Origin of the sequence: Melissococcus plutonius ATCC 35311, assembly GCF_000270185.1 — a bacterium.
Classification (GTDB): Bacteria; Bacillota; Bacilli; order Lactobacillales; family Enterococcaceae; genus Melissococcus; species Melissococcus plutonius.
The window spans coordinates 993,044-1,017,543 of the sequence record NC_015516.1 but is presented as its reverse complement, the minus strand read 5'-3'; the positions used below and the strand labels follow the sequence as shown (position 1 = coordinate 1,017,543).

General features: G+C 31.4%; 20 protein-coding genes, 1 other RNA gene and 2 pseudogenes. 7 read left to right on the top strand and 16 right to left on the bottom strand.

What is annotated here, in order from left to right:
• Positions 1 to 53: 53 nt before the first annotated feature.
• On the bottom strand, positions 54 to 692 hold the full coding sequence (locus tag MPTP_RS04305; protein ID WP_013773862.1) for a lytic polysaccharide monooxygenase auxiliary activity family 9 protein: 639 nt from the start codon (positions 690 to 692) through the stop codon (positions 54 to 56).
• A 929-nt stretch (positions 693 to 1,621) separates the two neighbouring features.
• On the opposite strand from MPTP_RS04305, the gene MPTP_RS10215 reads away from it, so the two are divergent.
• Both MPTP_RS10215 and MPTP_RS04300 read left to right on the top strand, forming a co-directional pair.
• A complete protein-coding gene (locus tag MPTP_RS10215; protein WP_260325759.1) occupies positions 1,622 to 1,747 on the top strand; it encodes a hypothetical protein in 126 nt (41 codons plus the stop codon).
• 239 nt (positions 1,748 to 1,986) lie between these two features.
• Complete coding sequence (locus tag MPTP_RS04300; RefSeq protein WP_013773861.1) at positions 1,987 to 2,187, top strand: hypothetical protein; 201 nt, start codon at positions 1,987 to 1,989, stop codon at positions 2,185 to 2,187.
• A gap of 594 nt (positions 2,188 to 2,781) precedes the next feature.
• On the opposite strand, the gene ffs is transcribed toward MPTP_RS04300, so the two are convergent.
• Positions 2,782 to 2,880, bottom strand: an RNA gene (gene ffs, locus MPTP_RS09255) — signal recognition particle sRNA small type.
• Between the two features lie 34 nt (positions 2,881 to 2,914).
• Positions 2,915 to 3,406, bottom strand: coding sequence for a tRNA adenosine(34) deaminase TadA (tadA, locus tag MPTP_RS04295; RefSeq protein WP_013773859.1), 492 nt, complete (start codon positions 3,404 to 3,406; stop codon positions 2,915 to 2,917).
• Positions 3,407 to 3,481: 75 nt separating this feature from the next.
• On the opposite strand from tadA, the gene MPTP_RS09960 reads away from it, so the two are divergent.
• Both MPTP_RS09960 and MPTP_RS10365 read left to right on the top strand, forming a co-directional pair.
• The gene (locus MPTP_RS09960) at positions 3,482 to 4,042 is read left to right on the top strand and encodes a hypothetical protein (protein WP_013773858.1); all 561 of its coding nucleotides are present in this window, start codon (positions 3,482 to 3,484) and stop codon (positions 4,040 to 4,042) included.
• Positions 3,987 to 4,346: a helix-turn-helix domain-containing protein gene (locus MPTP_RS10365; protein ID WP_414738831.1), complete on the top strand. Its 360-nt coding sequence runs from the start codon at positions 3,987 to 3,989 to the stop codon at positions 4,344 to 4,346. The genes MPTP_RS09960 and MPTP_RS10365 overlap by 56 nt, the downstream gene beginning before the upstream one ends.
• Positions 4,347 to 4,462: 116 nt before the next feature.
• Here the strand turns inward: MPTP_RS10365 and MPTP_RS04285 are convergent, their stop codons facing one another.
• From MPTP_RS04285 to MPTP_RS04265, 5 genes are all read right to left on the bottom strand, one after another.
• On the bottom strand, positions 4,463 to 4,804 hold the full coding sequence (locus MPTP_RS04285) for a hypothetical protein (RefSeq protein WP_013773856.1): 342 nt from the start codon (positions 4,802 to 4,804) through the stop codon (positions 4,463 to 4,465).
• Positions 4,805 to 4,887: 83 nt separating this feature from the next.
• A complete protein-coding gene (locus tag MPTP_RS04280; protein ID WP_013773855.1) occupies positions 4,888 to 5,592 on the bottom strand; it encodes a zinc metallopeptidase in 705 nt (234 codons plus the stop codon).
• A 241-nt stretch (positions 5,593 to 5,833) separates the two neighbouring features.
• Entirely contained in the window at positions 5,834 to 6,838 is a 1,005-nt protein-coding gene (locus tag MPTP_RS04275; RefSeq protein ID WP_013773854.1) for a nucleoid-associated protein, read from the bottom strand.
• A 272-nt stretch (positions 6,839 to 7,110) separates the two neighbouring features.
• Positions 7,111 to 9,756, bottom strand: coding sequence for an alanine--tRNA ligase (gene alaS, locus MPTP_RS04270; protein ID WP_013773853.1), 2,646 nt, complete (start codon positions 9,754 to 9,756; stop codon positions 7,111 to 7,113).
• 393 nt (positions 9,757 to 10,149) lie between these two features.
• The gene (locus tag MPTP_RS04265; protein WP_013773852.1) at positions 10,150 to 11,499 is read right to left on the bottom strand and encodes a DEAD/DEAH box helicase; all 1,350 of its coding nucleotides are present in this window, start codon (positions 11,497 to 11,499) and stop codon (positions 10,150 to 10,152) included.
• 303 nt (positions 11,500 to 11,802) lie between these two features.
• On the opposite strand from MPTP_RS04265, the gene MPTP_RS04260 reads away from it, so the two are divergent.
• Entirely contained in the window at positions 11,803 to 12,123 is a 321-nt protein-coding gene (locus MPTP_RS04260; RefSeq protein WP_048589779.1) for a hypothetical protein, read from the top strand.
• A gap of 370 nt (positions 12,124 to 12,493) precedes the next feature.
• Here the strand turns inward: MPTP_RS04260 and MPTP_RS04255 are convergent, their stop codons facing one another.
• Together MPTP_RS04255 and MPTP_RS04250 are read right to left on the bottom strand one after the other, a co-directional pair.
• On the bottom strand, positions 12,494 to 13,447 hold the full coding sequence (locus MPTP_RS04255) for a DHH family phosphoesterase (RefSeq protein ID WP_013773850.1): 954 nt from the start codon (positions 13,445 to 13,447) through the stop codon (positions 12,494 to 12,496).
• A 15-nt stretch (positions 13,448 to 13,462) separates the two neighbouring features.
• Entirely contained in the window at positions 13,463 to 14,788 is a 1,326-nt protein-coding gene (locus MPTP_RS04250; RefSeq protein WP_013773849.1) for a DRTGG domain-containing protein, read from the bottom strand.
• An 807-nt stretch (positions 14,789 to 15,595) separates the two neighbouring features.
• On the opposite strand from MPTP_RS04250, the gene MPTP_RS04245 reads away from it, so the two are divergent.
• Positions 15,596 to 16,726, top strand: a complete 1,131-nt coding sequence (locus tag MPTP_RS04245; RefSeq protein ID WP_013773848.1) for a baeRF6 domain-containing protein — start codon at positions 15,596 to 15,598, stop codon at positions 16,724 to 16,726.
• A gap of 233 nt (positions 16,727 to 16,959) precedes the next feature.
• On the opposite strand, the gene MPTP_RS04240 is transcribed toward MPTP_RS04245, so the two are convergent.
• Positions 16,960 to 17,160, bottom strand: a complete 201-nt coding sequence (locus tag MPTP_RS04240) for a cold-shock protein (protein ID WP_013773847.1) — start codon at positions 17,158 to 17,160, stop codon at positions 16,960 to 16,962.
• 867 nt (positions 17,161 to 18,027) lie between these two features.
• On the opposite strand from MPTP_RS04240, the gene MPTP_RS04235 reads away from it, so the two are divergent.
• Positions 18,028 to 19,098 carry an AI-2E family transporter gene (locus MPTP_RS04235; protein ID WP_013773846.1) on the top strand — a complete coding sequence of 357 codons (1,071 nt, stop codon included), beginning with the start codon at positions 18,028 to 18,030 and terminating at the stop codon, positions 19,096 to 19,098.
• Between the two features lie 183 nt (positions 19,099 to 19,281).
• On the opposite strand, the gene lpdA is transcribed toward MPTP_RS04235, so the two are convergent.
• From lpdA to pdhA, 5 genes and pseudogenes are all read right to left on the bottom strand, one after another.
• A complete protein-coding gene (lpdA, locus tag MPTP_RS04230) occupies positions 19,282 to 20,688 on the bottom strand; it encodes a dihydrolipoyl dehydrogenase (RefSeq protein WP_013773845.1) in 1,407 nt (468 codons plus the stop codon).
• Between the two features lie 6 nt (positions 20,689 to 20,694).
• A pseudogene (locus MPTP_RS10360) lies at positions 20,695 to 21,387 on the bottom strand (2-oxo acid dehydrogenase subunit E2); the annotation flags it as partial.
• 120 nt (positions 21,388 to 21,507) lie between these two features.
• Positions 21,508 to 22,017 (bottom strand): annotated as a pseudogene (locus MPTP_RS10355) (biotin/lipoyl-containing protein); the annotation flags it as partial.
• A 24-nt stretch (positions 22,018 to 22,041) separates the two neighbouring features.
• Positions 22,042 to 23,019 carry an alpha-ketoacid dehydrogenase subunit beta gene (locus MPTP_RS04220; protein ID WP_013773843.1) on the bottom strand — a complete coding sequence of 326 codons (978 nt, stop codon included), beginning with the start codon at positions 23,017 to 23,019 and terminating at the stop codon, positions 22,042 to 22,044.
• Positions 23,020 to 23,021: 2 nt separating this feature from the next.
• Positions 23,022 to 24,131, bottom strand: a complete 1,110-nt coding sequence (pdhA, locus tag MPTP_RS04215; RefSeq protein WP_013773842.1) for a pyruvate dehydrogenase (acetyl-transferring) E1 component subunit alpha — start codon at positions 24,129 to 24,131, stop codon at positions 23,022 to 23,024.
• Between the last annotated feature and the right edge of the window lie 369 nt (positions 24,132 to 24,500).

Here is a 24,500-nt window from a genome sequence, read left to right as displayed (position 1 = left end):
TTTTTATTTATTTTGAAATGATATCATCATACAACCTTCAAAACAAGAAAATATTACTCAATAACATTTACATCAATGGCTTGATAGAAAGAATTAGGTGTATCGTTAATATCCCATACTGAATAAATAACATGATAGCCACTTCTATCTTTTGGAACAGTGATTTTATGAACAGGATTATTGCTTGGATAATAACCTTGTGTTATAGGTACATTTTGACCAATCGGATAGCCATCTACACCAATGACATCCATATCTTCCAAAGTCAATGGCTTATTAGGATTCCATCCTTGTTTAGTCATATAATATCTAAAGCGATTTGTCTTATGAACTTGTGTTAAATGCCATTTAAAATCCCTTTCACCTGTATGAATATTTGTTTTTACACAACGATCTGCTGTTTGCACATCTAATAATTTGAATCCTGGTAATCCAGCTGAAGCAAGTTTACCATTTAATTGACCACTATCCAACAAACGTGTTGGCGCTTCAATACAATAGGGACAAGTTATAATATCAGGTGCACTAATCTCGCCCCCTGACCAACCAAAGCCATTGGCCTTTGAATTTTTTACCCGACTAATTGGATCAATCACATAGCCATGTGCAGACACTTCATAATTACCAGCGAACATTCCCATTCCTACTATCATACCAAGTAACATTGCACAATAAATCCAAAATTTTTTCATTTTGCCCTCCTTAATAAATTTAATGTAATTATTATTACATTTAAACAATAACCTATTCTTTTTAAAAAAAGCAACGAATAAGCAATACTTTCATTCAACAAATTTCCTGTTTTCTCTATCCCTTGTAATAGTCATTTGAACCATTTAGGTTTGTATTAAAATAAACACACTCCAAAATGGATAACTGATAACCTATTATCAGAGTTAATCAAGAAATTTTTATTCTTATATGGTTTTTAAATGTATTCATCTTAATAGCATTTTCAATTTTTGTTATTAGGATAACTATAATTATTATTGATGCCGCATTGATCAAACAGGAAATTCTAAATCGGTCATGGTCGCTATAAAAAATAAAATAAAAATTGTTCTTCACTTTAAAATAGCAAAAACTTACGACCTAGAATATCTAAACATCATTTAAATAAAGTATAAACTTATAAGATTTTAGCATGTATAATAATAAGGATGATCAACCTATTCTTTTAATTAGTAGAAAATAGTTTTGCTGAAACAGATGAATTTTTAAACAAAAGTAAAAGAGAAACAACAACCTAATTTTCTAAATATAATCTACGATTGAATACTATTTATGCAGTCAAAGTTAACAAAAATTCAATGAACTCTGTCTTTAAACCATCATAAATAACATTTTTTAAAAATAACTAATTTACTGGCTAGATTTATCTATATTATAATAATTGAGAATGAAACATTCATTAAAATCTTTAGATCTATGATGATTGCATAATAGTGCCTTCTCTAACCCTGATTTATAAAGATAAATTATTAGAAATATCTATTCTGTAAATTGATTAATGTTTAACAACATAAAAAACCACTATCTATAGTTAGTGGCATAGATAGCGGTTTTCTCAATTTTTTAAAATATATCAAAAGCAAAATTATTTTGGCATAATTTAGGAGGAATGAAAAGTAAAAAAACAACATGGTATATCTTAATTGGAACAGCAATTTGCGTATTGCTAACTGGATGTAATAATGAGAAGAAGCAGATACTTCTACTTCTTCAACTAGACAAGAAACTAAATTAAACACTTCAAAAAATAGTGATAAAGAAAGAGAGAAAAAAGATAGGCAGACTAAAAAAGATAAAGAAGCTTATGAAGCAAAAAAAACAGCTAGACAAACTCAAATCACTCAAAAAGTAAAAGATGCCGATGCAGCTATGAAACAAGCAGAAACAACCCCAACGGATATCACCCGTCACAGTAAATAAGGCTACATCTACTTTAAATGCAATACCGGTGGCAATCTAGACTTACAAAGAAGATTGAATGTTGTAAATGTTTCTTTGAATAATGTAAAACAGCATGCAGAAACCCAAGCTAAAGCTGCGCAGGTAGAAGCAAAGCAGCAAGCTGAACCATCTCAGACTGAACAAGAACAAACAAAACAACGAGCTCAAAATGCACAGGCAAATGCCAATAATACCAACAAAATAGTGAAAGTTATAAAGGATGTACTACTTTAACAGACTTTGTTAATAAATATGGAATGAGCCCAGCCGCCTATAAAGTAGCTTATGAAGGAATGTCTGAAGAAGCATTACGTACGTACTACAACAATGAAAACATCTGGCGAAGTGCAGCTTGGATTTGCAAAATATGAAATTAACAATAAATTATTAGTCAACGGTGTAACCCAACCATAAATACCCATAAAATGGTTCAGATGATCTGCATTAAAATATTTTGTAAAAAAGAATCATATTTCTAATTTTATCACGATAATTGAATATAGTAGAAAACAATTTTGTGAAAATGGTTTTTGATATAATTTATTCAAATTATTTTAATCTATTCATCCTAAAAAGGATGGGTAGATTAAAATAAGATAGTATCCATGTTTCGATTGAAATTTTTTAAATGATTAATTTAGGATTTGTTGAATGAACATAATCTTATTCTTAAAAGAATTATATAAAAATACTAGCAGCGCTTTAAAAATAAAATGAGACTAGATTTTATTGATGAACTCAAGTTATAAAACAAATCTATTTTTTGTTTCATTTCTGCCTCTTTTACTTATTAAACAAAATAAAAAAGGCTTAAGAGCCTTTGAAATCAATTACTAAATTAATCAGACACATGGCGACACCTGCTTAGTGCTGCTTCCTTCCAGATCTGACACAATTCACAAGTCCGCCATTGTCCTAGCCTCTCGGCAAAGAATAGTATACCTTAATTTTTGATATTTGGCTAGCCTTTTTGACTATTTTTTCTTTTTTTTCTTAATTGCTTAAAAAAATTGGTTAAAATCTGACTGCAAGGTTCTTCCAAAACACCTGATTCTGTTTTTGCTACATGATTAAAACGACTATCGGCTAACAAGTTTATCAAAGTTCCTGCTGCTCCACCTTTTGGATCTTTTGCTCCATAATAAACTTCAGGAATTCTTGCTAACAGCATCGCACCACTACACATTGAACAAGGTTCTAATGTCACAAATAATCTCGTTTCTTCTAAACGCCAACTATTAAGAAAGGTACAAGCTTCATTAATTGCTAGAATTTCTGCATGAGCTGTGGCTTTTTGTATTTTTTCTCTTAAATTATAGCCACGTGCAATAATTTGTTTTTGATATACAACGACAGCACCAATTGGAACTTCTCCCAGTTTTTCTGCTTTTTTTGCTTCAGTTAACGCCTCATTCATAAAAAATTTTTTCTCTGATGTTGTCAATATTTCCATAAATTTTACCTTTCATTCATTAAAGTTAAACCGTGTAATTAGTTTCATGTTACAATAAAATTGGGAGGTATGTCTATGTTTGTTACCAAATTATTAAAGCTTTATCCAAATGGGATACTTTCAAAAAAGCAAGCAACTACTACTACTTATCTTTCTTTACCTATTGATGACGGTTATTTTATCATTGAAAAAGCACAATTAACGACAGAAGAACAAAAGCTTTTGGAAACTTTCTTTCTTCAGGAAAATCCTGCTAATCTACAATTACGTCATAACTGGTATAATTATCTATTTCGTCATCTTCCACTTTCAAAAGATGAAGGCGTATTCAGAATATTGCAATTTCATTTAGAAAAAACAGATCATTTACAAAAATCTGAATGGGAAATAGCTATCCGAACCATGTTTCCCACTGTAACTGACTTATTTTTTTTAAACGAAACAGATGGTCTTATTATTGAACCTTTTAAGAAAAATCATTATTCCTTAAAAGAATTAGAAGATATTTTTCTAACATTAGATATGGACTTTAACTTAAAAACTCTCGTATTTGTTGGAAGTTTTTTCCCAACTACCATGAATTTTCCTTTATTATTTAAAGAAGAACAACAATTTTTTCAAAGAAGAAATTACTAGCAATCAAGCAAAACAAATATGTACATTCACGGAAATAGCTTTACGTTATTTTATAAAAGATCGTTTAAAAGACAGTCCAACCATCCAAAGGTTAAAACAACAAATTGCAAATAATTCAGATATTCAAAAAATTATTTTCGCTTTATGGCATCATCAAGGCAATATCAGTTCCACAGCCAAAGAACTTTTTATGCATCGTAATACCCTTCACTATCGTCTTGATAAATTTTATGAACAAACTGGATTATCTCTCAAAAAAATGGATGATCTTGTTTTATGTTATTTAATTCTAGAGAAACAATAAGTTATCTAATTTTTTATGCAAAAAAAATAATGACATTAAAGAAATTTAAAAATCAATATTACTAACTTTTAAATTCCTTTAATGTCATCAACTATTTTATAGTATTCTCTATGGTATTAATTAGGCATCATTTCTTCAATAAATTTAAAAAACCGATTCATCATATTATCAGTATCCTCTTTCATTTTTTTACCATAGTTTGAAGATTTTTCTTTTTTATTTTCTACTTTTGCTAAAATTTTTGCTAATACAGAAATTTCATCATCTGTTAAACTATCAATAATTGAAAACATTTGTTCATTTTTACCAAACATATCACCAACAAATTTTTTAACTTTGGAACGATTCGACATATGTGAAAGTTCTTTTGACATTTTTCCTGTTGCAATTGTTGCCGCAGCCACACCAGTAACAGCAATAGTACATATACCTAAAATAACCTTTGTCGTTAATTTCATCTCTTTCACTCCTTTATTATTTATCTATTTTTATCATAGCACAAATAATAAAAAGAAAAGTAGTAGAACGCTGTTTCTAGTGATTAATCTCTTCTATTATTGCCACCAAACAATAGAATAAGTCTAGCTAATTGTAAAAAGGTAGCCAAAGCTGCTGCTACGTAGGTAAGTGCTGCCGCAAATAGAACTTTGCGAGCCATTGGCATCTCTTCTTTGGTTAACAATTCTCCCTCAGATAGAATTTTTAATGCACGACGTGAAGCATTAATCTCAACAGGTAATGTAACTAATTGGAACAATAGAGCTAGAGAAAAAGCAAAGATACCAATATTAATTAATGTTTGATTCCAGCCAATTAAAACACCAATCAAAATAATTGGAAAGGCAGCGGTAGAACCAATATTAGCTAGCGGAACAATTGTTGAACGAACTCTTAATGGTATATAATTAGTATGATCCTGAACCGCATGTCCACATTCATGGGCAGCGACACCAATAGCAGCAACTGAAGTTGCCTGAGCAGTAGCTTCTGATAAGCTAAGTATTTTATTTCCAGAATTATAATTATCTGTTAAATTTCCTGCAATTTGTTGGATGCCAACATCCTTAATATTTTCTTTTTGTAGAATAAATTGAGCTGCCTGTGTACCAGTAACATGATTACGACTCGTTATTCGATCATATTTTTTAAAGGTACTATTGACATAAGCAGATGCAGCCATCGAAATGAATAAACCAATAATTACTAAGATATATGTTGGATCAAAAAAAGCATAAAAAGGGAACATTGTCATTCCTCCATTCTTTTTTCTATTGTATCATGCTTTTATAAAAAATGTATAAATGATTATTGAAAAATTCATGAAGCTTGCTTTAGATAAAAAATTCGATTTATTATTGTTTATCAACAATTATTTAATATTACCTATCAATACACTAGTCTAAAAGGGGCGAAATTTAAAATAAGTTACAGTTCATCATTTGTTCAATGAATTAAACAATGAATAGCAAAATTATCTGTTTTATTATTTACAATTGATTGCTAATTTTTTCGATATTTTTTAATAAAACTGATAGCGTACCATCGGGATTATTAACAATTTCAACAAATTCTTGATTTCGATAAACATCTATGGGTACAATCAATTCAATTCCATTATTCATTTTTAATTTTTGCTTACCAAATTTTTTCTCAGAAATCTCTCTAACTTTTTGGATTGAAGGTGTTTCATCAACAAAGTTTGATTCATTCATTTCGTCTTTATAAGCCATTTTAGCAGAAATATTTTCTTTAAAAACCTGCTCAGCAATATGTTCATTGTTAATAGTTCCAGTTTCCTCAATACACTCATATACTGCTTCTTTAACGGTTGCCATTAATTCAAATTCATCTTCATCAAATTTTTTCCCTATATATTTGACTGCTTTTTTTATTTCTTTTATATTTTCATCAATGGAAGGTGCTGGTTGTGTTTCAATAACTTTTTCAGAGAAATACCAAATTTTTTCTCCTGAAAATAGATAACGTTTTTCTAGTAGCTCATAGGTTAACGTACTTAAATTAATGGTAATTCCCTCATCTGGTTTTTGTGATTTAGTTGGTAAAATTGCTCGATTTATAATTAATTTATTATAGATACTTTCTTCTTCACAATCCACAAAATGGGTATAACTCTCTTTATAATTTAATTTGAGCATAGCCAAATGCTTAATCGTATCTACTTCATATAAAATGAAAAGCAAATCAGCACTTGGTGCCTCTTCACTTTGTGAATAGACTTGATACCAATGTTCAACTAATGCCTGTGTTTGGCTAATAAAGTCTGTATTTATTGTTTGTAGTTGTTCCATAAAAAAACTTGACCTTGTTAAAACACCAGTTTTTGTTTGGGCAGTGGATAATTTATTGATTTTATTTATTAGGTAAGTACGAATATATTCTGTTGTCAAATCTAACTCTTTTTTTGAATAAATAGGTGAACCCGCATCCCGATCGATAATATGTAAAATAGCTTTTTTTAAATAAATATCCAAAAATTTTCTCTCCCTTTTTATCCTATTCACTTCATTATACTTGATAAATGTTTAAATATTCCTTGTTCAGCTGTTCTTTTTATTCATTTATATTATTCACTTTATTTGTAACTAAAAAATATTTTTTATCGTAAATTTTATTTAGATTAAATTACAAATCAATTATTTTATCAATAAAGACATCTTTTTTGCACAATGTATAACCGCAAAAAGATGTCTAATTAACATTACCTATAAATAATTATGACTATAACTTTATCTATTCCTTGGCTTTAAGCATTTTCAGTTAACCAATGTTCTACTTCGGAGAATGCTTCTGGAATTCCAGCTGGATTTTTACCACCTGCTTGTGCCATATTTGGTCGACCACCGCCACTGCCACCAACTTTTGGTGCAATAGCTTTGATTAGATCCCCCGCTTTTAGTCCTTTTTGATTTAGTTCTTCTGACATTGCAACCAATAGATTTACTTTATCTGCCTGAGTTGTGACCAATACTAATAAATCAGATAATTGTTTTTGTTTCCATTGATCAGCTAGCTGTCTTAATTGAGTTGTATCTTTTACTTTTACCTGTGCAGTAATATAGGAAACTCCATGACTCTCATGAATTTCTTTAAAAGCTGCATCGCCTTCTTGACTTGCTAGTCTACTAGCCAATTTATCATTTTCTTTTTGTAATTCGCGTAGTAGTTGTTGTTGTTGTTCTACTTTTATTACTGTTTCCTTCAATTGTGAAGATTTAACAAGTTTTGCAACTTCTTTTAATTGATCTTCTTCTTCAGATAATAACCGATAAGCTTCCTTACTCGTTACAGCATCAATTCGACGAGTGCCTGCACCAATCCCTGATTCAGAGACAATTTTAAAAATGCCAATATCTTCTGTATTGGAAACATGTGTACCGCCACATAGCTCTAGTGAATAATCAGAAATGGTCACTACCCGTACCTCATGACCATATTTTTCGCCAAATAAAGCCATAGCTCCCATACTTTTTGCCGTATTGATATCTGTTTCCACTGTATTCACTGGCATAGCTGCCCAAATCTTTTCATTGACAATCTTTTCCATTTGGCGCAATTCTTCTTCTGTCACCTGTCCAAAGTGAGTAAAATCAAAACGCAAATGGTCTGCATCAACTAATGAACCTGCCTGAGTAGCATGTTCACCTAAAACATCTTTTAAAGCTCGATGTAGCAAATGAGTAGCTGTATGATTTTTCATAATATAAGTTCTCATTTGTTTATCTACATGTAGTTGATAAATATTTCCTTCGATCATTGGTTGTGTGACTTCTACTTTATGCAACGTTTGACCATTTGGTGCTTTTTGAACATCAATGACATAAGCCACTTGATTTCCTTCACCATCTTCAATAATCCCATGATCAGCAACCTGGCCGCCCATTTCAGCATAGAAAGGCGTTTCAGCAAAAATAAGCTCAGCCATCCCCTTTTCTACTGTATCTACCATTTTTTTATTTTGTAAAAGAACCAATAATTCACTTGCATTATCTAAAACTTCATAGCCAACAAACGTGCTTTTGACCTTGATATCTGTTAGAACAGCAGACTGAACATTCATTGATGTTTCATTATTCCGTGCTTTTCTTGCTCGTTCACGTTGGACTTTCATTTCTTCTTCAAATCCCATATGATCAACTGTTAAACCAGCATCAGTTGCAATTTCTTCTGTCAGTTCTACAGGAAATCCATACGTATCATATAATTTGAAAATACTCTTACCATCTAAAGTATTGGACTTAGTTAATTTAACTTGCTCCATCAAGTCATTTAAGATACCCAAGCCATCGTTGATCGTTTCATTAAAGCGTTCTTCTTCAGTGCGAATTACTTTTTCAATAAAAGTTTTTTGTCTTAAAATTTCTGGATAATAACTAACCATAATTTCACCAACAATAGAAACAAGTTGATACAAGAAGGCTTGATCGATTCCTAATTTTTTTCCATGCATAACAGCTCTACGTAATAAACGACGTAAAACATAACCACTTCCCTCATTTGAAGGTAATGCACCATCACCAATCGCAAACGATAATGCACGAATATGGTCTGCAATTACTTTGAATGAGATGTCTATTTGTGGATTTTCTCCATATTTTGCTTTTCCACTCAATTTTTCAATTTCATGAATAATGGGTAAAAATAAATCTGTTTCAAAATTAGTTGGTGCTTCTTGAACAATTGAAACCATTCTTTCTAATCCCATACCTGTATCAATGTTTTTATGTGGTAAGGGTTCAAAGGTGTCTTCAGCTGTATGATTGAATTCAGAAAAAACAAGATTCCAAATTTCTAAATAACGTTCATTTTCACCACCTGGAAAATTCTCTGGATCATTTTCTGGAATATCTAGGAATTCAGCTCCTCTATCATAAAAAATTTCTGTATCAGGGCCGCTTGGTCCTGAACCAATATCCCAAAAATTATCTTCCAATTCAATAATATGATCAAGAGGTAACTTCATTTCTTCATGCCAGATTCGTTTTGTTTCCTGATCTTTTGGATAAACCGTAACATATAGTTTTTGAGGATCAAAAGCCATCCATTTTGGTGAAGTTAAAAATTCCCATGCCCAATGAATCGCTTCTTCTTTAAAATAATCACCAATTGAAAAATTCCCTAACATTTCAAACATAGTATGATGCCGAGCTGTTTTTCCAACATTCTCAATATCATTTGTTCGAATAGACTTTTGAGCATTTGTGATTCTTGGGTTCTCTGGAACAATCGAACCATCAAAATATTTTTTTAAAGTTGCAACACCAGAGTTAATCCAAAGAAGTGTTGGATCATTGACTGGAATAAGTGAAGCACTTGGTTCTATTGAATGTCCTTTTGACTTAAAAAAGTCAAGAAACATTTGACGAATTTGACTACTGGATAATTGTTTCATTGTTCGTTCCCACCTTTAAAAAATTTATTTCATAAATGATTTTACTTCTTACAATCAATAAAAAAATAAAAACACCATTGCAGCCAGGGACGAATAATCGCGGTACCACCCTGATTGCAATGATGTGCTCATTACCTCTTAAACTCTATAACGTAGAGAAACGTTGACATTTCTATCAAATTTCTAAAGGGAGCAAAAAATTTTTTGAATTGTTTTTCTCTCACTTATGAAAAACTTTCTGTCAAATTCATTAAAAATGATTCATATCCTTTAGTTATCTATACGATTATAGAAAAGATTTTAAATAAAGTCAATCATTCTATATTAAAATTCATTTTCTCTTTTACTTATTCAAAGCAAAAATAGTAATAACTTATAATAAACTTGTTTCTATTAATTTGAAGATCTTTTCTTTGCCTTTTTTGCTGTTCGATTTGCTTGACGACGTTCGACCTTTCGTTTTTGTTTATTACTATCTGTAATTGCTCGTTCGATTTTTTTCTTATAACCGGGTTTAATTTTTTTCTGTTTCTTTTTAACCAAACCAATCAGTATTGGATCTAATTCATCTTGCGTTTTTTCTCGTTTTAGACGACGATTACGATCATAGGTTGCTATGATTTCGCCATTTTTAATTTCTTTTGGTTGAAAGGTAATTCCTAATTTTTCAATTTCTGTGATTTGCTGTTCATCAGCAGGCGAATAAAGTGTAATAGCAGTCCCTTTTAATCCGTTTCTACCTGTTCGGCCGACACGATGAATAAAAAAGTCCAAGTCTTTAGGTATTTCTGTATTAATTACTTCTGAGACTCCTTCAATATCAATTCCTCGCGCTGCTAAATCTGTGGCAACGACATATTGATATTCTAAATTCTGTACTTGTCGCATGACCCGTTTTCGTTCTCTAGGTGAAATATCGCCATGTATTTTGGCTACTCTTAATCCATGTTCTTTTAAATAAGTTGTAATTTCATCTACTCGTTGTTTTGTATTTGCAAAAATAATTGCTAAATAAGGATGGCCAATCGTTAATAATTGGTAGACCAATTGATTAACATCTTTGCCTTTTGTTGAAAAAAGCCAATTATCAATGGTTGAAGCGATCACTGTTTCTGATTTTATTTCTTCAATGACAGGATTTTCTAAGTATTTTTTTAAAAATGGTCGTAATTTTTCTGGAATTGTTGCTGAGAATACCAACATTTGTAAATTTTTTGGTAATCGACTAGCAATTTGATCTACATCCTCCAAAAAGCCCATGTCAAGCGTCATATCTGCTTCATCAATGACAAAAGCAAAGGCTGTATGAACTTTCAATGCTTGTTCATTAATCATATCTAATATTCGACCTGGCGTTCCAACTACAAGTTGCGGTTGTTGATTCTTAAGCTTTATTAACTGACGTTGCTTATCTGTGCCACCAATAAAATTTGATATATGTATTTCTGGTGAACTAAACTTAGCCGCCTGAATTGCTGCTTGATAAATCTGATTTGCTAATTCACGGCTTGGTGTTGTAATAATCACTTGTACTTCATCAATAGTTGGATCAATTTTATTTAGTAAGGGCAATAAAAATGTATGTGTTTTGCCACTGCCAGTTTGCGATTGACCAATGACATTTTTCCCCTTTTGAATCATTTGTATTAATTTTTCTTGTACTTGCGTTGGTTGCTGAAATCCCTTTTCTTTTAAAGCTTCCATTAGAAATGGTTTAAATTGAAATTGCTTAAATGAAGACATTTCTAACACCTCTTTTCTTATATTTCTAAACAAATCTTTTTGAATTATATCATAAAAATAGTTGTTTTACCTTGTCCTCATGAGAAATGATAGCGAAAATGATTGATTATGGCATTCTGCTGTGAATAAGTATTTAAATTGCTATCAATAGAATGCTTTTTTTACAATTATGACTATGAAAATCGTCTCACCTATTCATTGAATTAGCTGATGTTTAATTCGTTTCATTAATTTACTTTTTTCACCTGTCTGTTTATATTTTGCACGGCAATCAATTTGCAGTATGATAAATAAGAGGAGAGGATGTTGATAGTGTTAAATCCATATTTTGTAATAGGTGTATGCATTTTTTTAATTCTACTCTATTTATTATTCATTTATATTTATAGGAAAAATCATATTCATTATTTACTTTTTGCTTTATTGTTAATTTCTGTTTTCCTGACTATTTTTAGCTTTCAAGTATTACAGGCGGCAGCCGTTTCTACTCATCCGATTCATTATGATCTGAGATTGTTATGGATTCCCTTCATTTTAGGTGCCTGTTTAACAATCATTAACTTATATAGAGGAATTAGACAACTGATTGTTTATCGTGCAAAACGATCAAAAAATAATAAGTAATTTTTAAACCAGGTCTACTTTAGATAAATTACGGCCAAATAAGTTTTTAATAAAAAGTCTATCAAAATAAATCTATATTGTTCAATTTTTGATAAATAGCTATTTTATAGAACGAGCCATTAATTTTCTAAAATAACATTCCTAACCAGTCACTAAAATTATTGAATCTATATCCTTTTTAATCACTAAAATGTATTTCTATAATGTTTCATAACTGTGAAACATTATAGAAATACGTAGTAAAAAATAATAAATAATCCGTTAATAATATCGCCAATTTGTATACCATATAATCAGTTCATTGCTCTTTTGTGGATAAAACTACTTGGTTTTTTCCACAAAAGAACAAATGCATCATTTATTATAGCAATTAACTAGGAGAAAAATTTTTACATAATTTCTGAAGTTCTTCATAAATTTCGTTTATTTCATTTTCATCTTTTGCATTGGCACTGCTCGCTAATGGATGGCCGCCTCCACGATGATTCTTAGCTAATTCGTTAATGACTGGCCCTTTTGAACGTAAACGAACCCGATAATTCCCACCTGGTTGTTCAACAAAGATACTCCAAGCCATTATTTCTTCAATGGTACCCGGCAGTGGCACAATAGCTGCAGTATTTGAATCCACTAATCCATATTGTTTTAGTAATTCTTTTGATAAAATCACTTTACCAGCACCTGATTGATCTATTTGGATATTTTGATACACATAACCAGCAAGTTTGGCAATTTGTAAGGACATTTGATTTAGTTGACGATTCAAATCAGAAGCATTAAAGTTATATGTCATCAGCATAGCCGCAACTTCTAGCGTATGTGATGTTGTTGCTGGATAAAGAAACCGACCTGTATCGCCAACAATTCCCGCATATAGTAAACGAGCTGCCTGATTATTTATTTTTAATTTATCCTGATGGCGAAGAAATAAATCAGTAATCATTTCACAGCAACTACTGGCTTTTGTGTTTACCCAAACAATATCTCCATATGGATCATCATTTGGATGATGATCAATTTTAATCATTTTTTTTCCATTTAAAAATCGTTTGTCGCTAATAAGAGCAGTATTTGCTGTGTCCGTGACAATAACTAGCGCATTTTCATAAATAGTATCCTCAATTTTTTCCATGGATGCTAGAAATTTTAAATCATCTACCTCTTCTCCTACTTGATAAACCTGTTTATTCGGAAAACTTTCTCGAATTATTTCTGCTAATCCAACCTGTGATCCAATTGCATCTGGATCAGGTCTTAAGTGACGATGAATAATAATACGTGGATATTTTTCTATTTCTTCGATAATTGCTTTTAAGATATCCATTTCTTCTACTTCCTCCTAGGTACGTTCCATTACCTGACAAATAACAATAGCTTTTGCCACAATAACATTTTCCCAATATACATTAACATCTAATTTTGCTGACCGTCGGCCAATTTCTAAAATTTGTGGATAAATATCTAATTCACTTTCAATTTGAATTAATCTTAGATAATGCAGATTCATTTGCTCAACCATAATATTTCGTTTTTGATTTGTTAGCATCATTCGTTGGATAACATTAATGATAATTTCACCCAGTACACCAAAAGAAATTGTGCCTACACTATTAACCATTTGTGGAGTTACAGTTAAACGAAAATGATTTGAGATAGCTTTATGATTTTTTTCATCAACCGAACTAATTTCAGCTGCAATTTGATCAGAAATTGTATCGGTTAATTGTGGTTGTCTTTGAACAAGCTGCATCGCTTTCATAACATCCTGACGAGATACCAGTCCTACCAAGGAAAAATCATCTTCAACAACCGGCATGACTTCCAATCCGTCCCAGATCATTTGGTGTCCTACACTTGCTACACTCATCGCATTTTTAGCTGTAATTGGATTTTTTGTCATAATTTTATCAAGCATGGTTGTTGTAGGTTTTCCAATAATGTCCTTTGGAGTAACAATCCCAATGACTCGTTGACTTTTATTAACAATTGGGAAACGAGAATGTTGTGTTCGCTCAGATAACTCTTGATAATCATTCACCGAGCTACCAGTATAAAGATAATTTGTTTTTTCTAAGGGTGTATAAATATCGCTAACTAATAAAATATCTTTTTTAATCAATTGATCACTTAAAGCACGGTTGATAATGGTAGCAACAGTAAAAGTATCATAGCTTGTTCGTAAAACTGGAATTTCTAATTGATCTGCAAGTTCCTCAATTTCTTTTGAAGTATCAAAACCACCTGTAATCAAGACAGCTGCATAATTTCGTAAAGCAAATTTTTGTATTTCCTGTCTATTTCCAACAATCATTAGGGAACCTGGTGTAATATAGCGTGCCATCGCTTTTTCAGTCATTGCACCAATGACAAATTTGTCTAATACCTTATTCAATCCAGCTGTACCACCAAGCACATCACCTTCAATAATTTTTACTACTTCACCAAAAGTTAATCGTTCAATATGTTTTTTCAACTTTCGTTCAATTCGGATGGTCCCTACCCGTTGAATTGTTGAAACTAATCCAATATTTTCTGCATCCTTAATTGCTCTGTAAGCCGTTCCTTCACTAACACCAAGATTTTTAGCAATACTACGAACAGATATACGTTCACTAATTGGTAGATTTTCAATATATTTTAATATTTGAGAATGTTTGGTTGCCATGATTTTTCCTCGCAATCTATTTTTAATCTTTATAAAGTAGTTCTGCTTATTAAATCATTCGTATTCACTACCTATTTCAAATCTTCTATAACAAATTAAGGTTTTCTGTTCTATTCATCAAATTTATCACTTGATGTAGCTTTTTGATCTAATACAAAGCACCATTCATTTTTATAAATCTATTCATTAAACAAAATTACTTGTAGTTCATTTTATAGCAATTTTCCATATTACCTATTATTATCCATCATAATTTCTGATTATCTTACGTGATTCCAAAGAAGTAAGTAAAAGGGTCATTTTTATTTCAGGCAAAACAACTATTTTTGTCACGAAAGACCTACAATCAATTAATTTTTGCTAATCATGTTTATAATTAGTCAAACGATAAATATTTGATGTTTACATTATTCTTTAATCTTATCGATCAATAGAATAATATACAATTTGTTATCAAATATTTTCAAAACAGCTTTCAATTAAAAGTATAACAGATTAACCTTTATTTTAGTACAGTTTTCTATCAATTATTTTTTATTATTTTAATAATTAGGTAAATAAAAAATTAGGATTATGTATTTGTTGCAAAGATTAGCAAAAATTAATAGCTATATTTTATTGTTTATTCAATAATAAGTAGATGACTAAATTAATATCTAATAATCAATGCACCTTTTGACTAAACAACACAAAAATAAAAATGCACAAAGAATATTGATATATCTTTAGATTACTCAGATAGAAAAGCCATATTATTTTAAACAACCATTTCTGTATGCTACACTAATTTCAAGGAGGGACTTGCTTATGAAAACAAAAGAACAAGATGTCTTAAACGACTTATTTTCTAATACAGTGAAAGGACCATTTGTATCTTTTTCTCTGAATACGCTTGTCGCACACCAAGACATTACTCAAGATATCATTACTTTTAAAAATTTTGCTAAAGCAGCAAAAGAACGTTTTGAAAAAAAATACCCTAAATTAGAATGGGCACCCTTTCAAGAACAAATAGATGAATTAATTATGGATGGCTCATTTTGGAGAGATCCTACAGCAAGTGTAACGATTATCTTCACACAAAACAATAGCTTTATTCAACGACAAGTCATTCATGTTCAAGAACAATATTATGTAGATAGTAAGCCTTATTTACTAGGAATTATTAAAAACATTCAATTTAATCATGAATACTATTTATTGGCATTAAATCGAGACTCTATGGCTCTTTATCATGTAGAAAATCAAAATGTAACTCCTATTTTATTACCAGACGATGCGCCAGTTAATGTAAATGTTGCGCTTGGTGATCAGCTGACAGGTGGGGAAGTAAATTATTCTACTCATGGAGGACCAGGATATAATAATAGCTCCAAAGAGGGTGTTTCTTATCATAGTGTCAATACAAAAGATCAAGAGGTAGAAATTGATTGGCAAAATTACTATCAAGCAGTAGATACCTTTTTACAAAACTCCTTAAAAACATTAGAAAAATTACCCATACGTCTTTTTGCATTAAAAGAGAATCAAGTACAATTTATCAAAATCGCTAAAAATTCTTATTTAGATCAAAGTGCTTCGATTACAGCTTCACCGGCACAAGCAACTATGGCAGAGATAAAAGAATCTGTCAAAACACTTAATCAAACACTTGAAAGATTAAAATTAGAACAATATAATAAATTGTTAGATAAAAAATACCTTGATCAGTTGGAAGAAATTGTACCAGCTATTAAGGAAGGAAAAGTAGCCTATTTCTTCATTTCAACGGCCAATTTAGTAGCAACAACAACCAAAATGACGTCAGAAGAATTTGATCGGAACAAACTTTTTAACGATTTAGTCTATTCTGTCATAGAGATGGATGGAAAGGTATATATTTTAGATCAAAGTATTACACCTGATGAAAAATCCTTAATCGCTGTTTTACGTTATTAAATTAACCAAGATATGATAATAAATTAACAAAGGAGACAATTGATCAATCATACCTCTTTAAAGTTGAATCAACAGTTAGTAAAAAAGAGATAAGAACTAGATAAATCTAGTTCTTATCTCTTTTTTATGTTTAAAAATTATTTTGTTGTTATATACTTTAGTCTAGGAAACTTTTGAAATCTAAAAAGAGATCAAGCAAATTGCCTGATCTCTTGAAAAGTCTATCAATTAAATTAAGCTTTTACAACATTTGTTGCTTGAGGGCCACGTTGACCTTCTTCAATATCAAATGTTACTGTATGACCTTCTTCTAAAGTTTTGAATCCGTCTCCTTGAATAGCTGAAAAATGAACGAATACGTCGTTTCCATTTTCTGCAGTGATAAATCCAAAGCCTTTGTCTGAGTTAAACCATTTAACTGTACCTGTTTCCATAATAAATATCCTCCTTGTGTGTTCAAGACACATCAATTATTGTTTGCAATTACTTGAAAGGTGAAAAATGTGGAAGATGTTTATTTGAAACAGCTACACATATTACCGAACAAAAAACTACTCTCTTACTATAACACACTTTAATTATTTTGACTAGTAATATCTATGCTTTTTCAAAAAAATAAGTATAATTTGATTAAAAAATTTAGCTTATCATTTTTAAATGATTAAAATAATCAGAGTAAAGCTATTCTATAATTATAAATACGAATCATTTAAAGAGATTTTAACATCGAACTACTTTTTACTTTAAATGAATTACATGCTAATTTAAATTTTTTATTATGATAAATGATGAATCTTGTTTACCAAAAAAATTTAATAATAATTCTTATTAGTAAAAAATATAACTATTTTCCTTTCTTCGATACTCTAATGATTTGTTTAATCGTTTGTAATGAGAAGTTATTTTCCTGAAAATTTCTCATTCATATATTATTCACCAAATTAATACTACATACCCATCAACTTATTCTTTACCTTATATAAAACTATTTAATAATTATAATTTTCATTAGCTTAATCAATTAAATCCTTTTTTGATTAAAAATACCTATAATTTATTAATAATGTCTCCTTCAGCTTCCATTTTAATAATATTTTTATCTATCTTACATCAGGAATCTATATAATGTTTATATTACCTATATTAAGATAATGAACAAAGATAACTTAAAACAATATGTTATTTATTTCGTAAAAGGATAGTTAAATTTTTATTGTTTTTTTTAATTTTTATAGTCAACTAGGAAAATTTGTAGTATTCTTCGTATTATAAAATATAAATTGCATACAAAGGAGTAATCAATGAATTTATATGATAAATTTATTCAAAATAGACGGTTAAGGCGTTTAACTGTTTTGCTCATAATTATATTACTTTTATTTTTAGCTAGATCCATTATAACAGCTATTCTATTAACTTTCATTTTTACCTTTTTAGCGATGCGTTGCGTGACATTTATTCAAAAGTATTTAAAAATACCTTCTGTTATTCTCGTTCTGACTTTATACGCATTAGTCGTTTTTTTAATTTATTTAGCGATTACAAAATATGTTCCAATTGCTGTTCATCAAAGTGTTCAAATGTACAATTCAGTTCTTTATTTTTATCATAATTCAGATAATAATACAAACCAAATTTTTAACCTTGCGAATTCCTATCTGGAAAAAAATAATTTGATGTCTCAAGTCCAAAATGGTGCAACCATTCTTCTTCATTATATTAAAAATGTTAGTTCTCTAGGAATATCTTTTATTTTATCCTTTATCCTGAGTTTTTTCTTTATGATTGAAAAAGATCAAATGGCAGCATTTTCCAAACTTTTTTTAAAAAGTGATCTTAGTTGGTTCTTTGGAGATATCTATTATTTTGCAAATAAATTTGTTAATACCTTTGGTGTAGTTGTTGAAGCGCAATTTTTTATTGCCATTGTAAACACCGTGATCACAACAATTGCCTTAGCTGTGATTGGATTTCATCAATTGCCTGGTCTAATCATTATGATTTTTATCCTTAGTTTAATTCCTGTTGCCGGTGTTATTGTCTCATGTATTCCTTTAAGCTTTATTGCCTACACACAAGGCGGAACTAATGATGTCATTTATGTATTGTTTGTAGTTATTGTTGTACATATTCTAGAATCTTATATTTTAAATCCTAAATTTATGTCTAGCAAAACCGAATTGCCAATTTTTTATACTTTTGTCATCTTATTAGTTAGCGAACATATTTTTGGCATTTGGGGTCTTATTGTCGGCATTCCCATTTTTACTTTTTTCTTAGATGTTTTAAAAGTAAAAACGATTCCTGGGTTAAAAAAAAATTATATTCGGCAAAAACGAAAAAACAAAGAACTAAAAGAAAATGATAGTTAGCTAAAAATAAAACCAATCATTATGATTGGTTTTATTTTTTGTATAATCTTTAAATTTAAATAAACGAATTAGCTAAAATCAAAAAAGAGTAAATTGTTCATTGGATATTCTATTAAAAAGATGTATCACCTAATCTAATAGGCTAATTTTAAACCGAACAATCTACTCTTTTTATTTATTTTATTAAATATGAATTGGAAGTCCTAATGCTAATTCTGAAACATCCATTGTAATCTCACCTAGAGATGGATGTGGATGAATGGTTAAAGCAATATCCTCAGCATTCATACCAGATTCAACAGCAAGAGTTAGTTCAGAAATCATATCACTAGCACCGACGCCACCAATTTGTGCACCAATAATTGTTTTTTCTTCATTGGTTGTTACTAATCGAATAAATCCTTCTGGTTGTCCCAATGATAAAGCACGGCCATTTCCTGAGAATGGAAATTTATAGGCAGTTGCTTCCAATCCAGCCTCTTTTGCTTCTGTAATTGTCATACCCACAGTCGCTAACTCTGGATCTGTAAATGCAACTGATGGCATTGCTTTGTAATCAACCGCCACTTTTTTACCTGAAATTGCCTCAGCAGCAATCTTTGCTTCATAACTTGCTTTATGAGCTAAGGCAGCACCAGGTACAATATCGCCAATCGCATAAATACTTGGAATATTGGTTCTACCTTGTTCGTCAACATGGATAAGTCCACGTTCACCAACTTCAACACCCGCTTGTTCAAGACCAAGATCACCTGTATTTGGACGACGTCCAACAGTAACCATCACATAATCTGCTGTGATACTTTGTTCCTTACCATCTACTTCATAACGAACCGTCACGCTATCTCCATTATCAACTGCTTCTTTTGCCATTGCAGAAGTTACAATTGTCATACCTTTTTGCTTAAATTCATTTAAAACTAATCCAACCATATCTTTTTCAAATGTTGGTAAGATAGAAGATGTTCCTTCTAAGATTGTTACATCAGCACCTAGGTTAGCGTATGCACCACCCAATTCAGCACCAATAACACCTCCGCCAATAATAACAAACTTCTTAGGCACTTCTTTTAATCCTAAACCACCAGTTGAATCTAACACACGACCACCAAACTTAAAGCCAGGAATTTCAATTGGACGAGAACCCGTTGCAATAATCGCATTATTAAAGGAATAAGTTTGGGCTGAATCTAGATGAATGACTCGTAAGGTATGATCATCTACAAAGAAAGCTTCTCCCTCAAGAATTTCAACTTGATGTTTTTTTAACAGGAAGCCTACACCACCTGTTAATTTATTGACGACTTCTTTTTGTTTCCACTCTTGTGTTTTTTCAAAATCAAGCGTCACCTCTTTACTTGATACACCAAACAAAGTGGAATCCAATGATTCTCGGTAATGATGTCCAGCAGCAATTAATGCTTTTGAAGGAATACATCCAACATTTAAGCAGACACCACCAATATACTCTCTTTCAATAATGGCTACTTTTTGTCCCATTTCAGCTGCACGAATAGCAGCAACATAGCCACCAGGACCTGCTCCAATCACAATCGTGTCTAATTCTATAGCAAAATCTCCTACAACCATCAGTAATCACCCTTCCATTAATAATAATTCTGGATCAGCCAATAAGCGTTTAATATTGTTCATTGCCTTTTGTGCTGTTGCTCCATCAACAATTCGATGATCAAAGCTTAAGGAGAGTTTCAATACACGACCTACGGCAAGTTCACCTTCTGTATTTACAATTGGTTGTTGGGTAATTGTACCAACACCCAAAATAGCAACTTCTGGATAATTGATGACCGGTGTAAACCAACCACCACCTACAGAACCAATATTACTAATCGTAATTGATCCTGCTTTCATATCCTGAGCAGTTAATTTTCCTTGTTGTGCCGCTTCTGCTTTTTCATTAATTTCAGCAGCAATTGCAAACATGCTTTTTGTATTCGCATTTTTTATATTTGGTACATACAATCCATTTTCTGTGTCAGTTGCAATACCAATATTATAATAGTTTTTATAGACAATTTCCTGGGTAGCATCATCAATTGAAGCATTTAATACAGGGAATTTTTGTACAGTAGCTGTTAGTGCTTTAACAACATAGGGCAAGAAAGTTAATTTTGTTCCATATTCAGAAGCAATGGTTTTAAATTTCTTACGATGTTCCCAAAGTTTTGATACTTCAACTTCATCGTGTAATGTAACGTGAGGAGCTGTTTGTTTACTATGAACCATTGCCTTGGCAATCGCTTTTCTAGTAGGTGTCATTTTTTCACGAGTTTCAGATTGAGCCATTTCAGTAGCTATCATTGATGTAGCTGACTGATTTGTACTTTCTTCTGCTTGATTTGTTTCCAGTTGTGTTGTTATTTCTTGTGAAGTTGCTGTATTTTCCTGTCCACCGCCTGAAATAAAAGTATCAATATCAGCTTTAGTGACCCGTCCACCTTTTCCAGTTGGTGAAACTTGCTTAATATCTACCTCTTTTTCACGTGCATACTGGCGAACAGAGGGCATAGCTAATACTTGTTTAGTTGAATCATTTGTTGATAAGGAAGTTGTTTTAGATTGAACTGATTTTTCTTCCGTATTTTTAACCGAGTTACTATTAACATCCTGTTTTTCCGATTGTGTTGAATTTGATGATGAAACATTAGTAGCATTATGACCCGGTGCATCAATTTCTACTAGAACATCGCCAACATTTGCCACCGATCCTTCAGAAACCAAGATCGTTTTGACGGTTCCAGTAACAGGTGATGGTATCTCTTCTACGGATTTATCATTTTGAATTTCTAGTAAAGTATCATCTTCTTTAATAATATCGCCCGGTTTGACAAACCATTTTGCAATTTCGCCTTCTGAAATTCCTTCTCCAATATCTGGTAATTTAAATTGATAAGTCATTTTTTTCTTCCCCTCTTTATTCAATTAAAATTCTGCGATTTCCTTGACTTTCGCTTCAATATCGCTAGCATTTGGTAACCAAATATTTTCAGCTTGGCCAAATGGGAAGATCGTATCTGGCGCAGATACACGTCCAATGGGTGCTTCTAAAGATAAAATCGCACGCTCAGAAATTTCAGAAACTACCATTGCACCAATACCAGCTTGCTTTTGAGCTTCTTGAACGACTACAACACGTCCCGTTTTTTTCACTGATTGGATAATTGTTTCAATATCTAAGGGAGCTACCGTCCGTAAATCGATAATTTCCACAGAGATATTTGCCTTTGCTAGATCGCTTGCTGCTTTTATAGCTTCTCGAACCATAGCGCCGTAAGTAATGATGGTTATATCTGTTCCTTCTTGTACAACAGCAGCTTTGTCCAATGCAACTTCATAAGCTTCATCAGGAACTTCTTCACGGAAAGAACGATAAAGTTTCATATGCTCCAAGAAGACAACTGGATCGTTATTTCGAATAGAAGCGATCAATAATCCTTTAGCATCATACGGATTTGATGGAATAACAACCCGTATACCCGGTGATTGAGCGATTAATCCTTCTAGATTATCTGAATGAAGTTCTGGTGTATGTACACCACCACCAAAAGGTGCGCGAATGGTGATTGGCATGTGACGTGTTCCTCCCATACGATAACGAGTTCTTGCCATTTGCCCCACAATTTCATCCATTACTTCGAAAACAAAACCAAAGAATTGAATTTCAGGTACTGGTCGATATCCTTCTAAAGAAAGTCCAAATGCCAAACCACCAATACCAGATTCAGCCAAAGGTGTATTGAATACTCTGTCTTCACCATATTTTTTTTGTAAGCCTTCGGTTGCTCTAAATACGCCACCGTTTGCACCAACATCTTCACCAAAAACTAACACATTTTCATCTTTTTCAAGTTCTAGTGCTAAGGCATCCGTAATTGCTTGAATCATTGTTTTTTGTGCCATGGTTATTTCGACTCCTTTGCTTCATAAAATGCAATTTGTTCTTGAATTGTTTGTGGTTGATCTTCAAACATATTTTTCAAGAAATCAGAAACTTTTTGCTTAGGAATTTTATCAGCTTCGCTAATTGCTTGTTTAATTTCTTCTTTTGTTTGTTCGATGACTTTCTCTTCTTTTTCTTCTGACCAAAGGTTCTTTTCAGTCAAATAATTACGGAAACGAATTAGTGGGTCTTTTTCTTGCCATTCGCTATCTAATTCTTTTGAGCGATAACGCGTTGGATCATCTCCTGATAAGGTATGTGGTCCGTAACGATAAGTTAATGTTTCAATTAATACTGGTCCATTGCCAGCACTTGCCCAATCACGTGCTTCTTTAGCAACTGCATAAACAGCTAAAGGATCCATACCATCTACCTGGATACCGGGAATTCCTGCTGCTACTGCCTTTTGTGCTAAAGTTTGTGCAGCGGATTGTAATGAACGTGGCGTTGAAATAGCAAATCCATTATTTTGAATAATAAATACACCATTTGCATGATAGGCACCTGTAAAATTAATCGCTTCATAAAAATCACCCTGTGATGATCCACCATCACCTGTATATGAAAAGACCACATTTTTCTTATTCCGCTTTTTCATTCCTAAGGCAATACCAGCTGCCTGTATGTATTGTGCGCCAATAATAATTTGTGGTGGTAATGCATACAAATCATCTGCATATAAGTTACCTGCCATATGACCACGTGACCATAAGAAAGCTTCTTTTAATGGTAATCCATGTTGGACTAACTGTGGAACATCACGGTAACCTGGCAGCAAATAATCTTCTTTTTCCATTGCAAACTGACTAGCTAATTGACTAGCTTCCTGTCCAGCTGTTGGTGCGTAGAATCCCAAACGTCCTTGTCGATTTAGGGCAGTTGATCGTTGATCAAGTACTCTTGCCCATACCATTCGAGTCATTAATTCTATTAATTGCTCGTCTGATAGATCAGGCATTAAATCTTTATTTGTTATTTTCCCATTTTTATCGAGTACCTGGAACGTTGGAAATTCTCCATTTATTTCTTTCATTAATAATTCAAAATTAATAGGAGCCTTTTTTCGTGCCATTTTTACACAATCCTCTCTATTACAGCGTTAGTTGATTTTAAATTAAAAAGATTGAAACAGCAATTTAAACTGTATCAATTTCTTTATTGATTATAATTACAAAATAGCACTAATTATCAAAAAGAGCAAGCAAAAAATTTCTATTTTTATTAAATTTTTTTATATATATCAACTTTTAATATGAAATATTAGTGATTTTTTCACAATTTAAAATTATTTCACACTTTTATTTTTTCAATTCATGAACTTATCTCTGTATTAATATACAGAAATAAAATTATATAACAGCGTTGATTAATCATGCCTAGTTAAAATTAAATAAATAAATTAATGTCACTTTTTTTCCTAAAACCTAATTCTATCATAAAA